Raw genomic sequence first — 19527 nt, 5'->3', positions numbered from 1 at the left:
CTCGGTAGAATTTTTCCGTCCGTGGCCGGTTTTCGGCCACGGAGAGCACAGGAGAACGAGGAGCGAGCACAGGTGGGCCTTGTCGTACAGAAGTACGGCGGCTCCTCCGTAGCCGATGCCGAGGGCATCAAGCGCGTCGCCAAGCGAGTCGTCGAGGCCAAGAAGAACGGTCACCAGGTGGTGGTCGTGGTCTCCGCGATGGGCGACACGACGGACGAGCTGATCGATCTCGCGGGCCAGGTGTCCCCGGTCGCGCAAGGGCGTGAACTGGACATGCTGCTGACCTCCGGCGAGCGGATCTCGATGGCGCTGCTGGCGATGGCCATCAAAGCCCTCGGCCACGAGGCGCAGTCGTTCACCGGCAGCCAGGCCGGTGTCATCACCGACTCCGTCCACAACAAGGCCCGCATCATCGACGTCACCCCGGGCCGCATCCAGAGCTCCGTCGACGCGGGAAACATCGCGATCGTCGCCGGGTTCCAGGGTGTGTCGCAGAGCAGCAAGGACATCACGACGCTCGGCCGCGGCGGCTCCGACACCACCGCCGTCGCCCTCGCCGCCGCGCTCAACGCCGAGGTGTGCGAGATCTACACCGATGTCGACGGCGTGTTCACCGCCGACCCCCGGGTCGTGAAGAAGGCCCGCAAGATCGAGTGGATCGCGTTCGAGGACATGCTGGAACTCGCGAGTTCGGGCTCCAAGGTGCTGCTGCACCGCTGCGTCGAGTACGCGCGGCGTTACAACATCCCGATTCACGTCCGGTCCTCCTTCTCGGGGCTGCGGGGCACGTGGGTCAGCAACGAGCCGCTAGGAGGGCAGCCCATGGAGCAGGCGATCATCTCCGGTGTCGCACACGACACCTCCGAGGCCAAGATCACGGTGGTCGGCGTGCCCGACAAGCCGGGCGAGGCCGCCAAGATCTTCCGGGCCATCGCCGACGGCGAGGTCAACATCGACATGGTCGTGCAGAACGTGTCGGCCGCGTCCACCGGCCTTACCGACATCTCCTTCACGCTGCCCAAGTCCGAGGGGCGGCGCGCGATCGAGGCCCTGGAGAAGCGGCGCGCGAGCATCGGCTTCGAAACGCTGCGCTACGACGACCAGATCGCGAAGATCTCACTTGTCGGCGCCGGCATGAAGACCAACCCCGGCGTCACCGCCACCTTTTTCGAGGCGATGTCCAACGCGGGTGTCAACATCGAGCTGATCTCCACCTCCGAGATCCGCATCTCGGTCGTGACACGCGAAGACGACGTGAACGCGGCGGTTATCGCCGTGCATTCGGCCTTCGGTCTGGACAGCGAGAACGACGAGGCCGTGGTCTATGGGGGCACCGGCCGCTAGTCACGATGTCCGCGCATGGTCGCTCTTTGGCCAGATGTGAAGCTCTCGTGACCAAGTCGTAGGCCCGGATGGCTTGCTCCGGGCCGTTCAACCGGGAGACCATTTCTACTCCCCGCACCGCTTTTGCAGCCAACTGCGGTGTGGGGAGCGTCTTTCGTGCACCTCCCCGGGTGCAGGGCGCGTATGAATCGGGACATTCACGGCGGGCGGTGGGTATGAGACGAAACGACTCAGATGCCGACAGCCTGCCCGCGCCGTACAACCTTTGCGGGGGAGAGCGTGTCCAACAGGCGTGGCAGAGGTTGCAGAGGTTCTCGGTTCCTTCCAGGCGGTGCCCCCACGACACCTCCCGGGGGGCATGCCGGTGACCGCTCCCCTGCCGGCCTCCCGGCCGACCCGCATCCACGGTCAGGGGGAGGATGCGGGCGAAGCGATGGCTGAGGGCGCCGCCGGCACCACCATCGACTTCCTCACCGAGACCTACCGGGCCCACTACCGCTCGCTGCTCGGGCTCGCCGCCCTGCTCCTGGACGACACCGCATCCTGCGAGGACGTCGTCCAGGAGGCGTTCATCCGCGTGCACTCGGCGCGCGGCCGGGTCCGCGACCCCGAGAAGACCCTCGCGTACCTGCGGCAGACCGTCGTCAACCTGTCGCGTTCCACCCTGCGCCGCCGCATCCTCGGCCTCAAGCTGCTCGCCAAGCCGCTCCCCGACATGGCCAGCGCCGAGGAGGGCGCCTACGAGCAGTTGGAGCGCGCCGACCTCATCAAGGCGATGCGCGGGTTGCAGCGCCGCCAGCGTGAGGTCCTCGTCCTGCGCTACTTCGCGGACATGTCGGAGGCCGAGGTGGCCAAGACCCTGGGGATCTCGGCCGGTTCGGTCAAGGCGTACGGCTCACGGGGTATCGCGGCCCTGCGCGTCGCGATGGAGGCCGCGCGATGAGTGAACGCGACCCCGGCTTCCGGCTGCCCGACGAGGAGCGGCCGGAGAGTCCGGAGGGGCAGCTTCCGCATGTGCCTGAACGGTTGCCGGATCGCGCGGATCCCCATGATCCTCACAATTCCCGCGTTTCCCTCGATTCCCATGAACCCCGCGGATCCCGTGAACGCGCCGCTTCCGGTGAACCCCCCGCTTCCCGTCCGTTCGGCGGCGGCCCCGACCTCTCCGGCTTCCCCGGGCTCGGCGATCTCCCCGAGGACACCGGCCTCCCACAGGACGAGGCCGAGCTGCGCCGGATACTGCGCGCCGCGGTTGACGGCATCGAGCCCTCCCACGATGCCCTGGACCACCTGCGGGAGGCCGTGCCGGCCCGGCGCCGCCGCCGGCGCCAGCTCCTGCTGGGCACCGCCGCCTCCGTGGCGCTGCTCGGCGTCGGCGCCCCGCTCGTCTTCTCGGCGGCGGCCGGTGTGGGCGGCGGCGGCGAGACCCGCGAGGCCGGCGGCGGATTCCCGATGGAGGGCGACGTCGAGTACGACGGCGGCCTCGGCGGCTCGCTCAACAGTTGGGCGCCCGGTGCCACCCTCCCGCCGGGCCGGCATCCCGGAGCCGGACCGGACGGCCGCCCGCCGGGCGGGGCCGACGAGCAGTCCCCGGAGGGTTCGCCCGACGACCCCGGCGAGACGCTGGGCGTCACCTCGCCCACCTGCGACCGCGGCCAGCTCGGCGAGGCCGTCACTTTCATGGAACCGCCCGACGTGCAGGGCCGCATCTACGGCCTGGTCCGGATGGCCAACGTCTCGGACGCGCCCTGCCGCGTCACCGGCAACGGCGACCTCGCCGCCCTGCCGCTCGGCCAGGACACCACCGCCGACGTACAGGTCGTCGACCGCACCGAGGGCGACCGCGCCACCCGGCTGCCCGACCCGGAGGAGGCCTACGAGGAACTGGTGCTGCCGCCCGGCGAGGCCTACGAGGTGCGCTTCGCCTGGGTGCCCAGCGGCAGCGCGACCGGCGGCTGCGAGGCCGAGCCCGCCGACCCGTCGGCCGGGGCCGAACCCCCGCCCGCCGAGGAGTCGCCCGACCCGCTGGCCGCGGACATGACCGAGCCGGGCGCCACCGACGAGGCCGGCGGCGGCAGCGGCGGCACCGACGACCCCGAGGGCCCCGACGCCACCGGCGGCGAGGGCGACGGCTCCGGCACCACCGACGACCCCACCGGCGGCACCGACGATCCAGGCGGCTCCGACCCCGGCGGCCCCACCGGCGAGCCCGTGGACGGCGAGCCGGACGAGGAGAAGCCCGACGACGGCGTGCTGCTGCGGTACACCCCGGCCGCCGGCGAGCCGGCGGCGGCCCAGGTCCGGCTGGAAGGCGCCTGTTCCGGAACGGTCTACCGCACGGGAGTGCTGGAGGCCCCGACCGCGTAGCCCGCCCCGGCCGGAAGTACCGTTGAAGCCGTGTACCGGTTCCTGCTGACCCCCCGCTGGTGGGCGATCAACGTCTTCGTGGTGCTGGCCATCCCCGTGTGCCTCGTCGCGGGCACCTGGCAGCTCGCCCGCTTCGAGAACCAGGTGGACAGCCACCGCGAACAGCAGGAACGCGCCGATTCCACCGAGGAGCCGCGGCCGCTGGCCGAGCTGCTGCCGCTGACCACCGACACGGTCGGCCGCCAGGCGGAGCTCACCGGCACCTACGACCCCGAGTGGCAACTCCTCGTTCCCGGACGGACGTTGGAGGACCGGCGCGGCTTCTATGTGCTCACCCCGCTGCGGCCGGCCGACGGCGGCCCGGCCGTGCCCGTGGTGCGCGGCTGGTTGCCCGGCGAGGCGGACGCCGACCGGGCGCCCGCGCCGCCGGAGGACGAGGTCACCGTGAACGGCGCGATTCAAGCCGCCGAGTCACCCAGCGAGATCACCGGGCCGACCACCGGGCTGCCCGCCGGCCAGATCGGCGTGATCGGCGCGGCCTCGTTGATCAACGTGCTGCCGTACGAGGTCGCCGACGTCTGGATCACCGTGCGGGAGGCCGCGGAGCCGATGACGCCCGTGCCCGCGACGGCGCCCTCCGGCACCGGCCTGGACATGGACGCGTTCCAGAACCTGGGCTACACCGCCGAGTGGTTCGTCTTCGCGGCATTCGCGCTGTTCATGTGGTTCCGGCTGTTCCGCCGGGAGGTGGAGGCCCAGCGCGACGCCGAGCTGGACCTCCTGCTCACGACTGAGCGGACTGAGCGGACCGACCGGACCGACCGGACCGACCGGACCGACCGGACCGACCGGACTACTCCGAAGCCGGCTGACCGGACCGATCAGGTCCCCGCCCCGGCAGATGCCGCTGAGCGAACCGGATCTCCTGCGCCACCTGCTTGATCCGCTCCTCCACCACCAGCGAGCCGTGCCCCGCGTCGTACCGGTACACCTCGTGGGTGGCACCGCGCTCGGCGAGCCGTTCCACATAGTTCTCGATCTGGCGGATCGGACACCGCGGATCGTTGACACCCGCGGAGATGTACACCGGCGCCCGCACGCGGTCCACATAGCTGACCGGCGACGAGGCCGCCCACCGCTCGGGCACCTCCTCCGGCGTGCCGCCCAGCAGCGTGCGGTCCATCGCCTTCAGGGCCTCCATCTCGTCCTCGTACGCGGCGACATAGTCCGCGACGGGCACCGCGGCGACCCCGACCGCCCACGCCTCCGGCTGGACCCCCAGGCCCAGCAGCGTCAGATAACCGCCCCATGAACCACCCGTGAGCACCAGCCGCTCCGGATCGGCCAACCCCGAGGACACGGCCCACTCCCGCACCGCCGCGATGTCCTCCAGCTCGATGAGCCCGATCCGGTGCTTGAGCGCGTCGGTCCACGCGCGCCCGTACCCGGTGGAACCGCGGTAGTTGACCCGGACGACCGCGAACCCGTGGTCCAGCCAGGCCGCCGGCCCGGCCGCGAACCCGTCGCTGTCGTGCGCCGTCGGCCCGCCGTGGATGTCGAAGACCGTCGGGAACGGCCCCTCGCCGGCCGGCTTCTGCACCAGCGCGTGCACGGTGCCACCCGGGCCCTCCACCCACGCGTCGGTCACCGGCACCGAGCCCGGCGCCCGCATCCCCGGCGGGTCCAGCACCACCTTGCCCGTCGTCGACCGGATCTGCGGCGGCTCGGCCGCCGACGACCACAGGTACTCCGCGCTGCCGTCCGGCCGCGCCGTGGCCCCCGAGATCGTGCCCGCCGGGGTGTCCACGCGGGTCAGCCGCCCGCGCGACAGGTCGTAACGCCACAGCTCGCTGCGCGCCTGGTGGCTGTGCTCGACCAGCAGCCCCGACGCGTCGGGGAACCACTCGGCGTGCACGTCACCCGGCAGCTCCGAGGGCAGCTCGGTCTCCTCGCCCGTCAGCGGGTCCCAGATCATCGGCTCCCAGCGGCCCCGCCGCTGATGCCCGATGAGCAGCCGCGCGTCCCCGGCGACCGGCGCGAAGCCGAGCACCGACAGGCCCAGCTCCACCGTGCCGCCCTGCGTGTCGTCCAGCTCGGCGACCGGCGTGCCGTCCAGCCGCGTCACGCGCACCGCCGAGTGCATCGCGTCACCGTGCTCGGTGTGCTCGATGGCCAGCAACGTGCCGTCGTGCGACAGGTCCCCGACGCCCGCGGACTGCCGGTGCCGGTACACCTCGACCGGCTCGCCGCCCGGCCGCACCACATGGACGGTCGTGCCGTCCTCCTCGGTCATCCGCCCGACGACCACCGTGCCGTCCCGGCCCAGCGCCAGCCCGGCCGGGAACGACGGCGCCAGCCCGGCCACCGCCGGCTCGTCCGGACCGCCGTGGAACGGCTGCCGCATCCACACGCCGAACTCGTCGCCGTCCGTGTCCGCGAACCACCACACCCACTCGCCGTCCGGCGTCAGCGTGCCGTCCACCGTGCCGTTCGGCCGGTCGGTGGCCTGCCGCTGCTTGCCGGTCGCCCGGTCCCAGGCGTACAGCTCGAACGTGCCGGTCGCGTTCGACACGAAGAGCGAACGGTCCGGCGCCTCGCGCGCCCACTGCGGCAGCCCGACGCGCGGCGCCCGGAACCGCTTCTCCCAGTCGGGCATCGCCGCGTCCGGCGCCTGTGAGGACGCCTGTGAGAGCTCAGCCATCGGCCAGCTCCACCTGGATCTCGACCTCGACCGGCGCGTCCAGCGGCAGCACCGCGACGCCCACCGCGCTGCGCGCGTGCTGTCCCCGCTCGCCGAGCACCGCGCCGAGCAGCTCGCTCGCGCCGTTGATCACCTGGGGCTGGCCGGTGAACCCGGGCGCGGAGGCCACGAACCCGACCACCTTCACCACGCGCGCGATCCGGTCCAGGTCGCCGGCGACGGACTTGACGGCGGCCAGCGCGTTGAGCGCGCAGATCCGCGCCATCTCCGCGGCCTGCTCCGGGGTCACCTCGGCACCCACCTTGCCGGTCACCGGCAGCTCGCCCGCGACCATCGGCACCTGCCCCGAGGTGTACACGTACCGCCCGGTCACCACGGCCGGCACATACGCCGCGACCGGCGGAACGACCTCCGGCAGCGTCAGCCCGAGCTCCGTCAGCCGCGCCTCGACCGCGCCCGCGGCGCTCATGACTGCGGCTTCTCGCGCTTGAAGTACGCCACGAGCTGCTCCGGGTTCGGCCCGGGGATGACCTGCACCAACTCCCAGCCGTCGTCCCCCCAGTTGTCCAGGATCTGCTTGGTGGCGTGCACCAGCAGCGGCACGGTCACGTATTCCCACTTCGTCATGGCCCTCACTCTATCGACCGGTTCCGACACCGCCCGGGCGTTCCCTTAGGCTCGCGAACGTGAGCACAGTGGGCACCAGACTGCACGTGGTCAGCGGGAAGGGCGGCACCGGCAAGACGACCGTCGCCGCCGCCCTGGCGCTCGCGCTGGCCGAGCGCGGCCGGCGCACCCTGTTGGTCGAGGTCGAGGGCCGGCAGGGCATAGCCCAGCTCTTCGAGACCGAGGCCCTGCCCTACGAGGAGCGCCGCATAGCCATCGGCCCCGGCGGCGGCGAGGTCTTCGCGCTCGCCATCGACGCCGAGCAGGCGCTGCTGGACTACCTCCAGATGTTCTACAAGCTCGGCGGCGCCGGCCGCGCGCTGCGCCGCCTCGGCGCCATCGACTTCGCCACCACCGTCGCGCCCGGGCTGCGGGACGTCCTCCTCACCGGCAAGGCGTGCGAGGCCGTCCGGCGGCGCGGCCCGGACGGCACCGGGTGGGCCTACGACGCGGTCGTCATGGACGCGCCACCGACCGGCCGCATCACGCGTTTCCTCGGCGTCAACGACGAGGTCGCCGGCCTCGCCCGGGTCGGCCCGATCCACCACCAGGCGCAGGCCGTCATGCGCGTGCTCAAGTCGGCCGAGACCGCCGTGCACCTGGTCACGCTTCTTGAAGAGATGCCCGTCCAGGAAACGGCCGACGGCGTGGCCGAGCTGCGCGCCGCCGAGCTGCCCGTGGGCGCCGTCGTGGTCAACATGGTCCGGCCCGCCTCGCCCGCCGCCCACCCGGTGCCGGACGCCGACCCGGGGCTGGCCGCCGCGCTGGCCCGGGCCGGGCTGGCCGGCGCCGGTGACCTGGCCGGGCCGCTGCTCGCCCAGGGCCGCGAGCACGCCCAGCGGCTGGCCCTGGAGCAGGCCCAGCGCGCCGAGCTGGCCCGGCTCCAACTGTCCGTGCACGAATTGCCGTTGCTCGCCGACGGCGCGGATCTGGCCGGGCTGTACCGGCTGGCGCGCCGACTGCGGGACCTGGAGTGGTGAGCCGCGATGACCGCTGGGGGTTGAGGACATGAGCGAGGACATTCCGGAACTGCGCGTCGACCCGCTGCTGGACGACCCGGACCTGCGCATCGTGGTCTGCTGCGGCTCGGGCGGCGTCGGCAAGACGACCACCGCCGCCGCGCTGGGCCTGCGCGCGGCCGAGCGCGGGCGCCGCGTGGTCGTGCTGACGATCGACCCGGCCCGGCGGCTGGCCCAGTCGATGGGCCTGACCGAGCTGGACAACGTGCCCCGTCCGGTGCCCGGGGTCGATCAGGCGGCGGGCGGCGAGCTGTTCGCGATGATGCTCGACATGAAGCGGACGTTTGACGAGATAGTCGAGACGCACGCCGATCCGGGCCGGGCCCGCGCGATTCTTGACAATCCCTTCTACCAGTCGCTGTCGGCCGGCTTCGCCGGGACGCAGGAGTACATGGCGATGGAAAAGCTGGGCCAGCTCGCCGCCCGGGACGAGTGGGACCTGATCGTGGTCGACACCCCGCCCAGCCGCTCGGCGCTGGACTTCCTGGACGCGCCGCAGCGGCTCGGCTCGTTCCTCGACGGGCGCTTCATCCGCGTGCTGATGGCCCCGGCCAAGGCGGGCGGGCGCGCGGGCCGGAAGATGATGAGCCTGGGCATGGCGGGGCTGTCGCTGTTCACCGGCACGCTCGGCAAGGTGCTGGGCGCCGCGCTGCTGCGGGACGTGCAGACGTTCGTGGCCGCGATGGACACGATGTTCGGCGGATTCCGCACGCGTGCGGACGCGACCTACCGGCTGCTTCAGGCGCGCGGCACCGCGTTCCTGGTCGTCGCCGCGCCGGAACGGGACGCGTTGCGCGAGGCCGCGTACTTCGTGGAACGGCTCGGCGCCGACCGCATGCCGCTGGCCGGCCTCGTGCTCAACCGCGTGCACACCTCCGCCGCCGCCCGGCTGAGCGCGGAGCGTGCCGATGCGGCGGCGGAGGTGCTGGAGGCAAAAAATCTTGCGTCCAGTCGCATTGTTGATCATCAGCCCGGGCAGGATGGCCGAAGGAACGGCCGCCCCTCTCCCGAAGCCAGCCCTCCGGCGGCCGCGCCCGACGATCTTCCCGCCGACGACGAAGTCGGCCTTCTCGCCTCCGCCTTGCTGCGCGTTCATGCCGAACGGATGCGGCAGCTCGCGCGTGAACGGCGCACGCGTGCCCGTTTCACCGCCCTGCACCCCGAGGTGCCCATGGTGGAGGTGCCCGCCCTGCCCGGTGATGTGCACGACCTCGCGGGCCTGCGCGCCATCGGCGAACGGCTCGCCGGTGCGGCCGGCGGCGACGAGGCGCCGTCTCAGCCGACTTCCGCGTAGTCCGGGTAGTCCTCGATTTTCTTGCGGTCGCCGCCGGGCACCGCGCCCTCGGCGCCCGCGGGGAGGGCGCGTCCCGTGCTGCGCTCGTACTCCAGGCGCGCGGTCTCCAGGAGCCGGCGCCAGGAGGTCACAGTGGGCCGCCGGCGCAGCAGCGCCCGGCGCTCGCGCTCCGTCATGCCGCCCCAGACGCCGAACTCCACGCGGTTGTCGAGCGCGTCCGCGAGGCATTCGGTCCGTACCGGACATCCGGTGCAGACCGCTTTGGCCCTGTTCTGAGCAGCCCCTTGTACGAACAGTTCATCCGGATCCGTCGTGCGGCAGGCCGCCTGCGCACTCCAGTCGGTAACCCAGCTCATGCCGGTGCCGTCCTCTCCCGAATCGAGGCTCCCCCACGGCGGCAAGTGGCATATGACCGCTTGCCAGTTGAGGACGTTACGGAAGGCAGGGACGGCACAACACCCCCAGTGGGTCTAATCTTGCATGGCCCGTTCGGACTATGGCTTGGGGGAAGTCACCCTCGCGGGTGAAACGGCAACGCCGCACGTAAACGTTGTGCCGACGACGGACACGACGTCTCCTCGAAGTCACTCCGATGGGTGACCGAGCGCTTGACGGCTGAGCCTTTGTGTGAACCGTGAGTAGCTTAGGCGAACAGATGGACCCCTGTCCGGCTTTTGAGAACGTAGGCTGGCTGCCATGAGTAGGAAGCGTCCCGGTGGCGGACTGAGCGCGGCTCAGCAGGCGGCCAAGTTCCTCGGGGTCAGCGTGCTGTCCGGGGCGGTGCTCGCGGGAATCGCGTTGCCCGCGGTGGGCGCGCTGGGCCTGGCGGCCAGGGGCACCATGGAGGGGTTCGACGAGATCCCCGCCATGATGGAGCGGCCCCCGCTGAGTGAGAAGACGACGATCCTCGACGCCGAGGGCAACAAGATCGCCGACGTCTACTCCCGCAACCGCACCGTGGTGCCGCTGGACCAGATGTCGGACCACCTGCGGCAGGCGATCGTCGCCATCGAGGACGCCCGCTTCTACGAGCACGGCGCGGTCGACCTGCGCGGCATCCTGCGCGCCCTCACGCAGAACGTCGAGTCCGGCGCCGTCGAGCAGGGCGCCTCCACACTCACCCAGCAATATGTGAAGAACGTGTTCGTGGAGGCCGCCGGGGACGACCAGGAGGCGGTCGCCGAGGCGACGATCCAGACCGGCGCCGCCGGACTGGGCCGCAAGATCCGGGAGATGAAGTACGCGATTCAGCTCGAACAGGAGCTGACCAAGGACCAGATCCTGGAGAACTACCTCAATATCACCTATTTCGGGCAGCAAGCCTACGGTGCCGAGGCCGCCGCCCAGCGGTACTTCTCCAAGTCGGCCGCCGACCTGGAGCTCCACGAGGCCGCCCTCCTGGCCGGCCTGGTGCAGTCCCCCAGCCAGTACGACCCGCTCGTGGACGAGCAGGCGGCCGTCGACCGGCGCAACACCGTTCTCCAGAGCATGGTCAGGACCGGCGACATCACCCAGGCCGAGGCCGACGAGGCGAAGGCCCGGGACCTCGGGCTGAACGTGAGCGAGCCGCGTCAAGGCTGCATCACCGCCGTGAACGACGCCGGCTTCTTCTGCGACTACGTGCGCGAGGAGTTCCTGAACAGCCCCGTCTTCGGCGAGACCCGCGACGAGCGCCAGGCGATCTGGGATCTGGGCGGCCTCACCATCCAGACCACCCTCGACCCGACCGCGCAGCAGGCGGCGGCGCAGGCGGCGAAGGACCACGTCTACGCCGAGGACGAGGTGGTCGGCTCGGTCGTCCAGGTCCAGCCCGGCACCGGGCGCATCCTCTCGATGGCTCAGAGCCTGCCGTACGGCACCGAGGGAGACGCCACCTCCATCAACTTCAACGTCTCGGCCGACATGCGCGGCACCGCGAACGGATTCCAGCCGGGGTCCACGTTCAAGCCGTTCACCGCGGCCGCCGCGCTGGAGGCGGGCATTTCCCCGGCGCAGGAGTACACGACGGACTGGGAGCACTCGCTCCCCAACTCCGACTTCCGCACCTGTGAGAACGAGCCCTATCAAGGGAACACTCCCGACTACGAATTCGTGAACGAGCGTGAGGACGAGCGCGGTACCTGGGACATGACCTCCGCCCTCGCCCAGTCGATCAACACCTACTTCGTCGAACTCGAGCGCCAGGTGGGGCTCTGCGAGACCATCACCATGGCCGGGGATCTCGGCGTCGAGCGCGGCAGCGGCGAACCGCTCACGGCCCAGCCGTCCGTCACCCTGGGCGCCCAGGAGACCACCCCGCTGATGATGGCCAGCGCCTACGCCGCCTTCGCCAACCGCGGCACCTACTGCGAGCCGATCGCCATCACCCTGGTCACCGACGCCGACGGCGAGGAGATGCCCGTTCCCGAGTCCGAGTGCCGCCAGGTGATGTCCGAGCACACCGCCGACACCATCAACCAGATGCTCAGCGGCGTGGTCGAGGACGGCACCGGTCAGGCCGTGGGCCTGACCGACCGGGACAACGCCGGCAAGACGGGTACCGCCGACGAGCGCAAGGACGTGTGGTTCGTCGGCTACACCCCCGAGCTGTCCACCGCGGTGCACGTCGGCGGCCGGGCCGACCAGGTGTCCATGGTGGACATCACCATCGGCGGCCAGTACTTCGAGCGGGCCAGCGGCGCCGGCGTGGCCGGCCCCATCTGGAACCAGGCCATGACCGGCGCGCTGGCGGGCACCACACCCACCACGTTCAACCCCGTGGACGTGCCCCGCGGTGACGACCGCCGCGGCGACGGTGACCGCGATGACGACAACGGCGGCGACAACGGCGACAACGGCGGCGGTGGCGAGGACAATGCGGGCGGCGGCGACGGCGGCGTCGAGCTCCCCGACTGGCCCGACGTCGAGTGGCCCCCGGACATCTTCGAGGGCACCAACCAGGGCAACGGCAACGGCAACGGCGGGCGCGACTAGGCCCCGACCGGAAGGGCTCCGTTCAACAACCCTCGTGGCCCTGGCGGGCGGCTCAGCCCGCCAGGGCCTTCTTCACCGCCGCCGCCACTCGGCCGCCCTCGGCCCGGCCCGCAATCTTCGGATTCACGATCTTCATCACAGCGCCCATGGCCCGCGGCCCCTCGGCACCCCCGGCCTTCGCCTCGGCCACCGCCTCACCGACCAGCGCGCTCAACTCCTCGTCCGTGAGCTGCTTCGGCAGGTACCCGGCCAGCACCTCGCCCTCGGCCCGCTCCCGTTCGGCCTGCTCAGCCCGGCCACCCTTCTCGAAGGCGTCCGCGGCCTCCCGCCGCTTCTTGGCCTCCCGGGTGATCACCTTCACCACTTCCTCGTCGGACAGTTCACGGGCCTGCTTGCCCGCGACCTCCTCGGTGGTGATGGCGGCCAGCGTCATCCGCAGAGTGGCGGAACGCAGCTCGTCGCGTTCCTTGATCGCTGCCGTCAGGTCGTTCTGGAGCCGGGACTTGAACGTGGTCATGCCCCCCATTGTGCGTTACCACTCATCTGAAACGATGGCCCCATGCGCGCCCGATACCGCATCCCCCTCAACGCGGCACTCGCCGCGACCGCCCTCTCCGCCGCCACGGTCGCCTACGCCGCCGGCTTCGAGGCCCGCTCCTTCCGCCTGCGCCGGGTCACCGTTCCCGTCCTCGCCCCCGGCGCGAGTCCGCTGCGCCTGCTGCACGTCTCCGACATCCACATGGTCTCCGGCCAGCGGAAGAAGCAACGCTGGCTCCAGTCCCTGGCCGGGCTGCGCCCCGACGCCGTGATCAACACCGGCGACAACCTCTCCGACCCGGAAGCCGTCCCCGAGGTCCTGGACGCCCTCGGCCCGCTCCTCGACTTCCCGGGCGCTTACGTCTTCGGCTCCAACGACTACTACGCCCCTCGCCTGCGGAACCCCGCCCGCTACCTCGCGGAACGCGTCACCGGCCGCCACGGCCTCAACGGCAACGCCCCCGCCCGCAACGTCCCCCGCAACCCCTGGTGGGAGCTGCGCGACGCATTCGACGACGCGGGCTGGATCAACCTCACCAACACCCGCGGCCGCCTCAAGGCGGCCGGCGCCGAGATCGCCCTCACCGGCCTCGACGACCCCCATATCCGCCGCGACCGCTACAACGAGGTCGCCGGCGGCCCCGAATCCGGCGCCGACCTGGCCCTGGCCGTGGTCCACGCCCCCTACCTGCGCGTCCTCGACTCGTTCACGGCGGACGGCTACCCCCTGATCCTGGCCGGCCACACCCACGGCGGCCAGCTCTGCGTCCCGTTCTACGGCGCCCTGGTCACGAACTGCGACATCGACCCGGCCCGCGTCAAGGGCCTCTCCACCCACGAAACGGCCACCCGCAGGTCCTACCTTCACGTCTCCGCGGGCTGCGGCACGAACCGCTACACCCCCGTCCGTTTCGCCTGCCCACCCGAGGCGACGCTGCTGACGCTGACCCCCCGAGAAACCTGATTTCCCGTACGCCGACCGGTCGGCTAGAGTAGTCGTCGCTGCACCGGGGTGTGGCGCAGCTTGGCAGCGCGCTTCGTTCGGGACGAAGAGGTCGTGGGTTCAAATCCCGCCACCCCGACACAGCTCAGAAGGCAGGTACTCACGTGAGTACCTGCCTTCTGGCGTTGCGTACAGCAGCGGAGTACAGCAACCGCTACGGCCCCCGCCGCCCCTTCCCCTCCTTCGGCTTGCGACCGAGGGCCTTGCCCAGCTTGCGCAACGCCCGCCGCGTCTCCTTCGACGGGATGTGCGTGTAGACCTCCATGGTGACCGCGATCTCGGAGTGCCGGAGGATCTGCATCGCGATGCGCGGGTGCACGTCCATCGCCGCCAGCAGCGACCCGCAGGTGTGCCGGGTGTCGTGCACCCGGATCACGCGGACGTCGGCCCGCTCGCAGCGTCGCACGAACTCCCGGTTGAAGTTCCTCGGATCGATCGGGGTGCCGTAGCGCGTCGTGAACACCAGGTCCGAGCCGTGCCACATCTCCCCGGCCGCCTCCTTCGCCGCCGCCTGGTCCTTCTGCCGGGCCCGAAGAGCCGTGACACAGATGTCAGGCAGCGGGAGCACCGCCTCCGACGCCTCCGTCTTGGCCACGTCCGAGTGGATGAGCTGCCGGCGGACCCGCTGAAGCTGGTGCCGGACTCGCAGTTCGGCCGCGTCGAGGGCCACGTCCGACCAGGTAAGCCCCAAGACCTCTCCCTTGCGGAGGCCGAGCACGAGGACCAGGACGTAGGCCGCGTAGAGGTAATCCCGTTCCGCTTCCGCTCGTTCCAGGAAGCCACAGGCTTCCTCGACGGACCACGGCTCGGGCTTCTTCCGCCGGGCCCGAGGCACCTTGATCATCTGGGCGACGTTCTTGGCGATCAGCTCCTCAACAACCGCGTTGCCGAGCGCGCTCCGCAGCACGGTCCGGGCGTCGTTGACCGACCGCTTGGACAACGTCCGGCCACAGCACTGCCCACGCGCACAGCACCGCCGCTTCTTCTCCGGCCGCGCGGCGTCCTTGCCTTGCGCGCAGCACTGGCAGGTCTCCGCGAGCTTGTTCATCCACGTTCGGAGGTCCCGGACGCTCAGCCGGTCCAGCCGCTTCGAACCCAGGAACGGAAGGATGTACAGCCGGACGTTCGTCTCGTAGGTCGCTGCGGTCAGCGGCCGGAGGTTGGGCTCCACCACTTCCCGGAGCCAGTAGGCGAGGTAGTTGCCCACTGTCGGAACGGCGGTTGCCACCGCCCCCTTGGCGGCTTCCGCGTGGAGCTTGATCCACTTCTCGTGGACGACTGTCCGGGTCGGTCCGTAGACGTACTTGCGCTTGCGGTTCCCTTCCGGGGTGGTGACCCAGACGTAGGCGGCGAAGCCGTTGCGGTAGGGGTAGATGGAGCCTTCGCCGTTCCCGCGTTTGCCGCTCATGCCGCCCACTCCCCCGTGTTGGTGTCGGTGGTGCAGCGCTCCACGTACTCGTCCACCCAGGCGGGGAGGATGCGGCGGTTGCGGCCGACCTTGACGGAACGGATCTCGCCGGTGAGGACGAGCATCTTGGTCTTGGACAGGCCGAAGCCGAGCATGGCGGCGACCTCAGCGGTGGTGTGCCACTTCCGCGTGATCGCGGTCATCGCGTGGGTTCTCCTTCGGTTCCGGGGGCGGGAGCGAGCGAGGCGGAGAGCCATTCCTCAGCAGCGGTGAGGCCGGTTCCGGCGTAGGCCCAGTGGGCGACGACGAGCGTGGTCTCCTCGGGCCCGTGTTCGCCCGCTTGTTGGCGTCGCCATTGGGCGCGTGCGTCGCGGAGTGCGCCGAGGGTGGTGGAGTAGCGGCGGGATTTGGTGGAGAAGTGGCCCCGGAAGCCGAGCATGTGGGCCCAGGCGCGCAGTCGGAGGTGTTCCAGGTCCTTCCGGGCGCCGAGGGTCCACGCGGCCTTGATGAGCCGCCGTGCGTGCTCGGAGATGTCGAGCGGGGCGAGTTCGGCGAGGAACCGCAACGGCCGGTCAAGGGTGCCGGTGGCGGTCTCGGCGCCTTTGGTGGCGTACTTGGCGATGTAGCCGGCCACGGCCCGGTCGGTCAGCTCTTGGCCGCCGTCGAACTCGGCGCTGCGGATGGCGCGAACGTCGAGCTGGCGCCCGAAGGCGAAGCGGTGGGCCCGCCCGTCGACGACCGGCCCGGCCACGGTCACGGCCGAGGCGGCGGCCCGAATGGCATCGGTCAGCAGCTCGGCCGACGCCCAGCCCGGGGGCGGGGTATCGCCGCCGGCAGGGCCGTCGAGGCGTATGACGGCGTGGAAGTGGACGGCGCCACGCTTCTGGTACTCGGCGACCTTGGCGAACGACACCCGCGCATGCCGGGAAAACGCCCGTTGGGTGAGTCCGGCGCGCTTGGCGATCTCCCGCCGCAAGTACACGGTGAAGCGCCGCCACAGCGCACCGGCATGGGCGTTCCACAGCACCGCGGCTTCGTAGTCATACCGATCCGGATCGATCGGTGCCCCAAGCTCCTCGTCCTCCTGGTCGTGCGCGACGCCGCACCGGCAGGCCGGGCGGCCGCTGGGCCGGTTGTGAACCGGGCCGAAGCTCGGCGCGGTGAACGTCGCGAACACACGCGGATGTGTCCCGACGCGCTCCGGGGTGCCCTTGCCGCCCTTCAGGCCAGCGGTGATCAGCTGGAACGTGTCGCGGCGGTAGGTCTCCGCGCAGGCCGCACAACGCGTGGCGCGGCGGTTGTTGCAGCGGGTGAGGAGGTGGCCGGCGGGCAGGTCGGCGGAGTCGAGGTGGTGCAGGACACAGCCGATTTCGCCGGTTGTGGTGTCGAGGTGGTGTTCCGTGCGGTGGCCGGCCAGGCGGATGGGCCGGGTGCAGCCGCCGAGTCCGGAGAGTTGGCGTGCGAGGGTGGGCAGGTCGCCCAGCTCGGCCAGCTTCCGCAGTTCGGGCAGCGGGGGCGGGGTGGTGCGGGTGATGATGGGACCTCTCCTTTGCGGGAGTGGGCCCGGGGCGGCGGATGCTTGGCGGTATCGAGGCCGCCCCGGGCCGTTCACGTCGACGAGTGGGCTAGTTGTCTAGTCGTGTTGGTCGTTGATGATCTCGACGCCGGAGCGTGTGCCGGAGTCGATGACCGGGGCGGCGATGGTGTCGGCGAGGTAGAAGCCGAACAGGCCGATCACGACGACGAGCCAGGGGCGGACGCCGAGGAAGCGCACGGCCCCCCACGCGATCAGGCCGAGGATCACGACGAGCGGCAGGCTCACGTTCATGGCAGACGACTCCTGTCAGGTGATGGGGCAGCGGTGGGTACGGGCGGCGAGCTCGGCGGCGGACCGGGTGTCGTACTCAGTCGAGAAGCCACAGCGCGGCGCGGTGCAGGCGGCGGTGTGCTTTTCGCGGCCCCGGTTGTCGTTGGCGGTGCCGACTCGAACGGGGCCGATGCGGACGACGTTGCGGAAGCGGCGCAGGCGGGACATGGCTTCAGTCCTCTCGGGCGAGTGGAGGAAACCTCTGAAGGATCCGGGCGGCTTCCTGCGGGTCGGTGGTGCGTTCGGCGGCTTCCTCGGCGAGCAGTCGCGCGAGGGTGGGGCGGCCGGTCGCGGCCATCTCGCGTGCGGCGTCGAGGTATTCACTGGCGGTTGGTTCGCGTCCGAGCACGGGGCGCCTCCTTTAGACGAGGTGGGTTGCGATGGCTTCCGCGACCGGGGAAGGGACGCCAAGCCGGGCGCGGAGGGTCGCGGTGTCGATTGGCTTGCCGGTGCGTGCGTGGTGTTCGGCGGCGACCTTCCGCGCGTGTTCGAGGAGCGCGGCCGGTACGGCCAGCGGCGGCCGTTCGGGGACGGTCTTGGGGGCTTCCGGCTGTGTGTCGGTGGTGGTGTGGGCGAGGAGGGTGCCGCCGAGGAAGGCGACGGCCGGCCAGCCGCCGACGAGGATGCGTAGCCAGACGGGGACGTCGTTCAGGTCGAGGAGGCCGGCGGTGGCGACGTTGGCGCCGAGGGAGGCGGCGAGGGCGACGAGGAACCAGCACCAGCCGGCCGTCTTGCCCGTGTCGCTGGTCCGTAGGCGTCGCCAGGCGGCGACGAGGAGCAGGTCAACGGAGACGGGATAGGCCCAGGCTTTCCAGCCGCCTTGCCCTGCGGCTTCCGCCAGGTCGTGGATGTGCGCGAAGGACAGCGCGGCGGCGATGACGGCTTGGACCAGGACGGCGTCAACGCGAGCCAGATGAGCGCGCACGTCAGGGAGCCTCCTTCCTGTTTCGGGCATGGCGGTACTGCTGCCATGGCGATGGGGTGGGGTGGATCAGGCGGCGGTGCCGTCAGCCTCGACGACCGGAGCGGAGATCACCGGCGCGAAGGGCTTGAGCGCTGTCAGGTTCGGCACGAGGTGCGCGGAGGCCGCGCAGCGGGCAGCGGCATCGGCGAGGGACAGGTAGGGGGTGCGGATGCGGGTCCAGCCGCCGGAGGTGTCCCCGGCGACGGCCAGGCCGGGACGTTCGGGGGCGATGGCACAGGCGGCGGCCACCGCTTCGGGCGCGATGTCGCCCAGCGCCATCTTGGCGGAGGCTTCGTCGTTGACGCGGTGGCAGACCCGGCCGGTCAACTGGGCCCGCAGCATGGTCGCGCCCTTGCCCAGCTCCGCGCCGAAGCGCTGGCCGCAGACTTCGAGGTAGATGCCGGCGGCCCGGCCGAGTTGGGCGAGGCGAACGAGCTGGGTGACCATCTCGTCCCGCCGTTCCTCGTCCTTCCGGGTCGCGATGAGGAAGAGTTCGGCCACCTCGTCCACGAAGACGACCACGGGCACCGGCCGCTCTGACTCGGGCAGGCCCCAGATGTCGGAGGTGATCTCCTCGTCCGGGGTGCTGGCCGGTATGCCTTGCCGGGCGCGTATCAGGTCGTACCGCTGATCCATCAACGCGACCAGCACCGGCAGCAACTCGGCCGCCTGCTCCGGATCTGTGGCCAGCGCCGACAAGCGCGGGGCGAACGGCGCCAACTCGACCCCGCGCTTGCAGTCGATGCCCACCAGCGCGACATCCTGCGAGGCCAGGCCGGAGAGCAGGTGCCGCAGGTACATAGACTTCCCTGACAGCGTGGCGCCGAGGGTGAGCCCGTGCGGAACCGTGCGGTAGTCACGGACGAACGCCGTGGCGTCCTCCCGCAACGCGACCGGCACCCGCAGATGCCCGCCGCTGGTCTTGCGCGGCATGCGGACGTCCCGCAGCACGTCGAAGCCCACCAGCCGGAGTTCGACCGTCCCCGGTTTGATCTCGGCAACGTGCACGGCGTGCACGCCCCAGGCGTGCCGGAGGCGTTCGGCCGAGGCGGCGACATCCGCCGGTTCCTGCCCCGGAGCGAGCCGCAGCCGAAGCCGCAGCCCGGTCGAGGTGGGACGCAGCAGCCCCCGCCGAGGCGGGACCGGCCGCACCTCACGACGCGTCGCCGCACGCACCGCCAAGGCCCGCAGGCGAGAAGGAGGCACGGTCAGCCCGCACGCCTCCATCACAGACCCGTACGAGCCCAGCAGCCGGCCGGCGGAGAACGGCAGCCCAACCGTCGACCAGTAAAGGGCCGGGTGCCGATGCCGGGCGTAGACGGCCGAGCCGCCGACCACGGCGACCGACCCACCCACGCCCAACACCGAAAGTAGTTCGGACATG

The 19527-nt window shown here is 71.3% G+C and carries 21 protein-coding genes and 1 tRNA gene; 9 read left to right on the top strand and 13 right to left on the bottom strand.

Annotation, left to right across the window (positions count from 1 at the left end):
* Positions 1–72: 72 nt before the first annotated feature.
* The 4 genes from RM590_RS04650 to RM590_RS04635 all read left to right on the top strand — a co-directional run bounded on the left by RM590_RS04650 (position 73) and on the right by RM590_RS04635 (position 4653).
* Complete coding sequence (locus tag RM590_RS04650; RefSeq protein ID WP_311703068.1) at positions 73–1344, top strand: aspartate kinase; 1272 nt, start codon at positions 73–75, stop codon at positions 1342–1344.
* Between the two features lie 358 nt (positions 1345–1702).
* Positions 1703–2287, top strand: coding sequence for a SigE family RNA polymerase sigma factor (locus tag RM590_RS04645; protein WP_311703407.1), 585 nt, complete (start codon positions 1703–1705; stop codon positions 2285–2287).
* The gene (locus tag RM590_RS04640; protein ID WP_311703067.1) at positions 2284–3711 is read left to right on the top strand and encodes a DUF4232 domain-containing protein; all 1428 of its coding nucleotides are present in this window, start codon (positions 2284–2286) and stop codon (positions 3709–3711) included. Before RM590_RS04645 ends, RM590_RS04640 begins: the two co-directional genes overlap by 4 nt.
* Positions 3712–3741: 30 nt before the next feature.
* Positions 3742–4653 carry an SURF1 family protein gene (locus tag RM590_RS04635; protein ID WP_311703066.1) on the top strand — a complete coding sequence of 304 codons (912 nt, stop codon included), beginning with the start codon at positions 3742–3744 and terminating at the stop codon, positions 4651–4653.
* Here RM590_RS04635 and RM590_RS04630 read toward each other — a convergent pair.
* The 3 genes from RM590_RS04630 to RM590_RS04620 are packed head-to-tail and all read right to left on the bottom strand — an operon-like array spanning position 4565 to position 7039.
* Positions 4565–6367, bottom strand: a complete 1803-nt coding sequence (locus RM590_RS04630; protein WP_311703406.1) for a S9 family peptidase — start codon at positions 6365–6367, stop codon at positions 4565–4567. The genes RM590_RS04635 and RM590_RS04630 overlap by 89 nt on opposite strands.
* 37 nt (positions 6368–6404) lie before the next feature.
* Complete coding sequence (locus RM590_RS04625) at positions 6405–6881, bottom strand: RidA family protein (RefSeq protein ID WP_311703065.1); 477 nt, start codon at positions 6879–6881, stop codon at positions 6405–6407.
* Positions 6878–7039, bottom strand: a complete 162-nt coding sequence (locus tag RM590_RS04620) for a DUF4177 domain-containing protein (protein WP_311703064.1) — start codon at positions 7037–7039, stop codon at positions 6878–6880. Before RM590_RS04620 ends, RM590_RS04625 begins: the two co-directional genes overlap by 4 nt.
* A gap of 59 nt (positions 7040–7098) precedes the next feature.
* Here RM590_RS04620 and RM590_RS04615 point away from each other — a divergent pair, with 59 nt between their 5' ends.
* Together RM590_RS04615 and RM590_RS04610 are read left to right on the top strand one after the other, a co-directional pair.
* Positions 7099–8058, top strand: coding sequence for an ArsA family ATPase (locus RM590_RS04615; protein WP_311703063.1), 960 nt, complete (start codon positions 7099–7101; stop codon positions 8056–8058).
* A gap of 28 nt (positions 8059–8086) precedes the next feature.
* Positions 8087–9391, top strand: a complete 1305-nt coding sequence (locus RM590_RS04610; protein ID WP_311703062.1) for an ArsA family ATPase — start codon at positions 8087–8089, stop codon at positions 9389–9391.
* On the opposite strand, the gene RM590_RS04605 is transcribed toward RM590_RS04610, so the two are convergent.
* Complete coding sequence (locus tag RM590_RS04605) at positions 9373–9747, bottom strand: WhiB family transcriptional regulator (protein WP_311703061.1); 375 nt, start codon at positions 9745–9747, stop codon at positions 9373–9375. The two genes, RM590_RS04610 and RM590_RS04605, sit on opposite strands and share 19 nt — an antisense overlap.
* Positions 9748–10087: 340 nt before the next feature.
* On the opposite strand from RM590_RS04605, the gene RM590_RS04600 reads away from it, so the two are divergent.
* Positions 10088–12364: a transglycosylase domain-containing protein gene (locus RM590_RS04600; protein ID WP_311703060.1), complete on the top strand. Its 2277-nt coding sequence runs from the start codon at positions 10088–10090 to the stop codon at positions 12362–12364.
* A 52-nt stretch (positions 12365–12416) separates the two neighbouring features.
* Here the strand turns inward: RM590_RS04600 and RM590_RS04595 are convergent, their stop codons facing one another.
* The gene (locus tag RM590_RS04595; protein ID WP_311703059.1) at positions 12417–12881 is read right to left on the bottom strand and encodes a GatB/YqeY domain-containing protein; all 465 of its coding nucleotides are present in this window, start codon (positions 12879–12881) and stop codon (positions 12417–12419) included.
* Between the two features lie 42 nt (positions 12882–12923).
* On the opposite strand from RM590_RS04595, the gene RM590_RS04590 reads away from it, so the two are divergent.
* Positions 12924–13865, top strand: coding sequence for a metallophosphoesterase (locus tag RM590_RS04590; RefSeq protein WP_311703058.1), 942 nt, complete (start codon positions 12924–12926; stop codon positions 13863–13865).
* A gap of 44 nt (positions 13866–13909) precedes the next feature.
* A tRNA-Pro gene (locus RM590_RS04585) sits at positions 13910–13983 on the top strand.
* Positions 13984–14058: 75 nt separating this feature from the next.
* Here RM590_RS04585 and RM590_RS04580 read toward each other — a convergent pair.
* From RM590_RS04580 to RM590_RS04545, 8 genes are all read right to left on the bottom strand, one after another.
* Positions 14059–15321 (bottom strand): site-specific integrase, encoded by a 1263-nt coding sequence (locus tag RM590_RS04580; protein ID WP_449657240.1) that lies wholly within the window; start codon positions 15319–15321, stop codon positions 14059–14061.
* On the bottom strand, positions 15309–15515 hold the full coding sequence (locus tag RM590_RS04575) for an excisionase family DNA-binding protein (RefSeq protein ID WP_311703056.1): 207 nt from the start codon (positions 15513–15515) through the stop codon (positions 15309–15311). Before RM590_RS04575 ends, RM590_RS04580 begins: the two co-directional genes overlap by 13 nt.
* The gene (locus RM590_RS04570) at positions 15512–16822 is read right to left on the bottom strand and encodes a replication initiator (RefSeq protein ID WP_394813800.1); all 1311 of its coding nucleotides are present in this window, start codon (positions 16820–16822) and stop codon (positions 15512–15514) included. Before RM590_RS04570 ends, RM590_RS04575 begins: the two co-directional genes overlap by 4 nt.
* 123 nt (positions 16823–16945) lie before the next feature.
* Positions 16946–17140, bottom strand: a complete 195-nt coding sequence (locus RM590_RS04565; RefSeq protein WP_311703055.1) for a hypothetical protein — start codon at positions 17138–17140, stop codon at positions 16946–16948.
* Positions 17141–17155: 15 nt separating this feature from the next.
* The gene (locus tag RM590_RS04560; RefSeq protein ID WP_311703054.1) at positions 17156–17347 is read right to left on the bottom strand and encodes a mobile element transfer protein; all 192 of its coding nucleotides are present in this window, start codon (positions 17345–17347) and stop codon (positions 17156–17158) included.
* A gap of 4 nt (positions 17348–17351) precedes the next feature.
* Positions 17352–17528, bottom strand: a complete 177-nt coding sequence (locus RM590_RS04555; RefSeq protein WP_311703053.1) for a hypothetical protein — start codon at positions 17526–17528, stop codon at positions 17352–17354.
* A 12-nt stretch (positions 17529–17540) separates the two neighbouring features.
* Entirely contained in the window at positions 17541–18104 is a 564-nt protein-coding gene (locus RM590_RS04550) for a DUF2637 domain-containing protein (RefSeq protein WP_311703052.1), read from the bottom strand.
* Between the two features lie 66 nt (positions 18105–18170).
* Positions 18171–19526, bottom strand: a complete 1356-nt coding sequence (locus RM590_RS04545; protein ID WP_311703051.1) for an FtsK/SpoIIIE domain-containing protein — start codon at positions 19524–19526, stop codon at positions 18171–18173.
* Position 19527: the final 1 nt, after the last annotated feature.

It is taken from the genome of Streptomyces litchfieldiae, from assembly GCF_031845365.1.
GTDB lineage: Bacteria > Actinomycetota > Actinomycetes > Streptomycetales > Streptomycetaceae > Streptomyces > Streptomyces litchfieldiae.
This window is presented reverse-complemented; position numbering and strand designations above follow the sequence as displayed.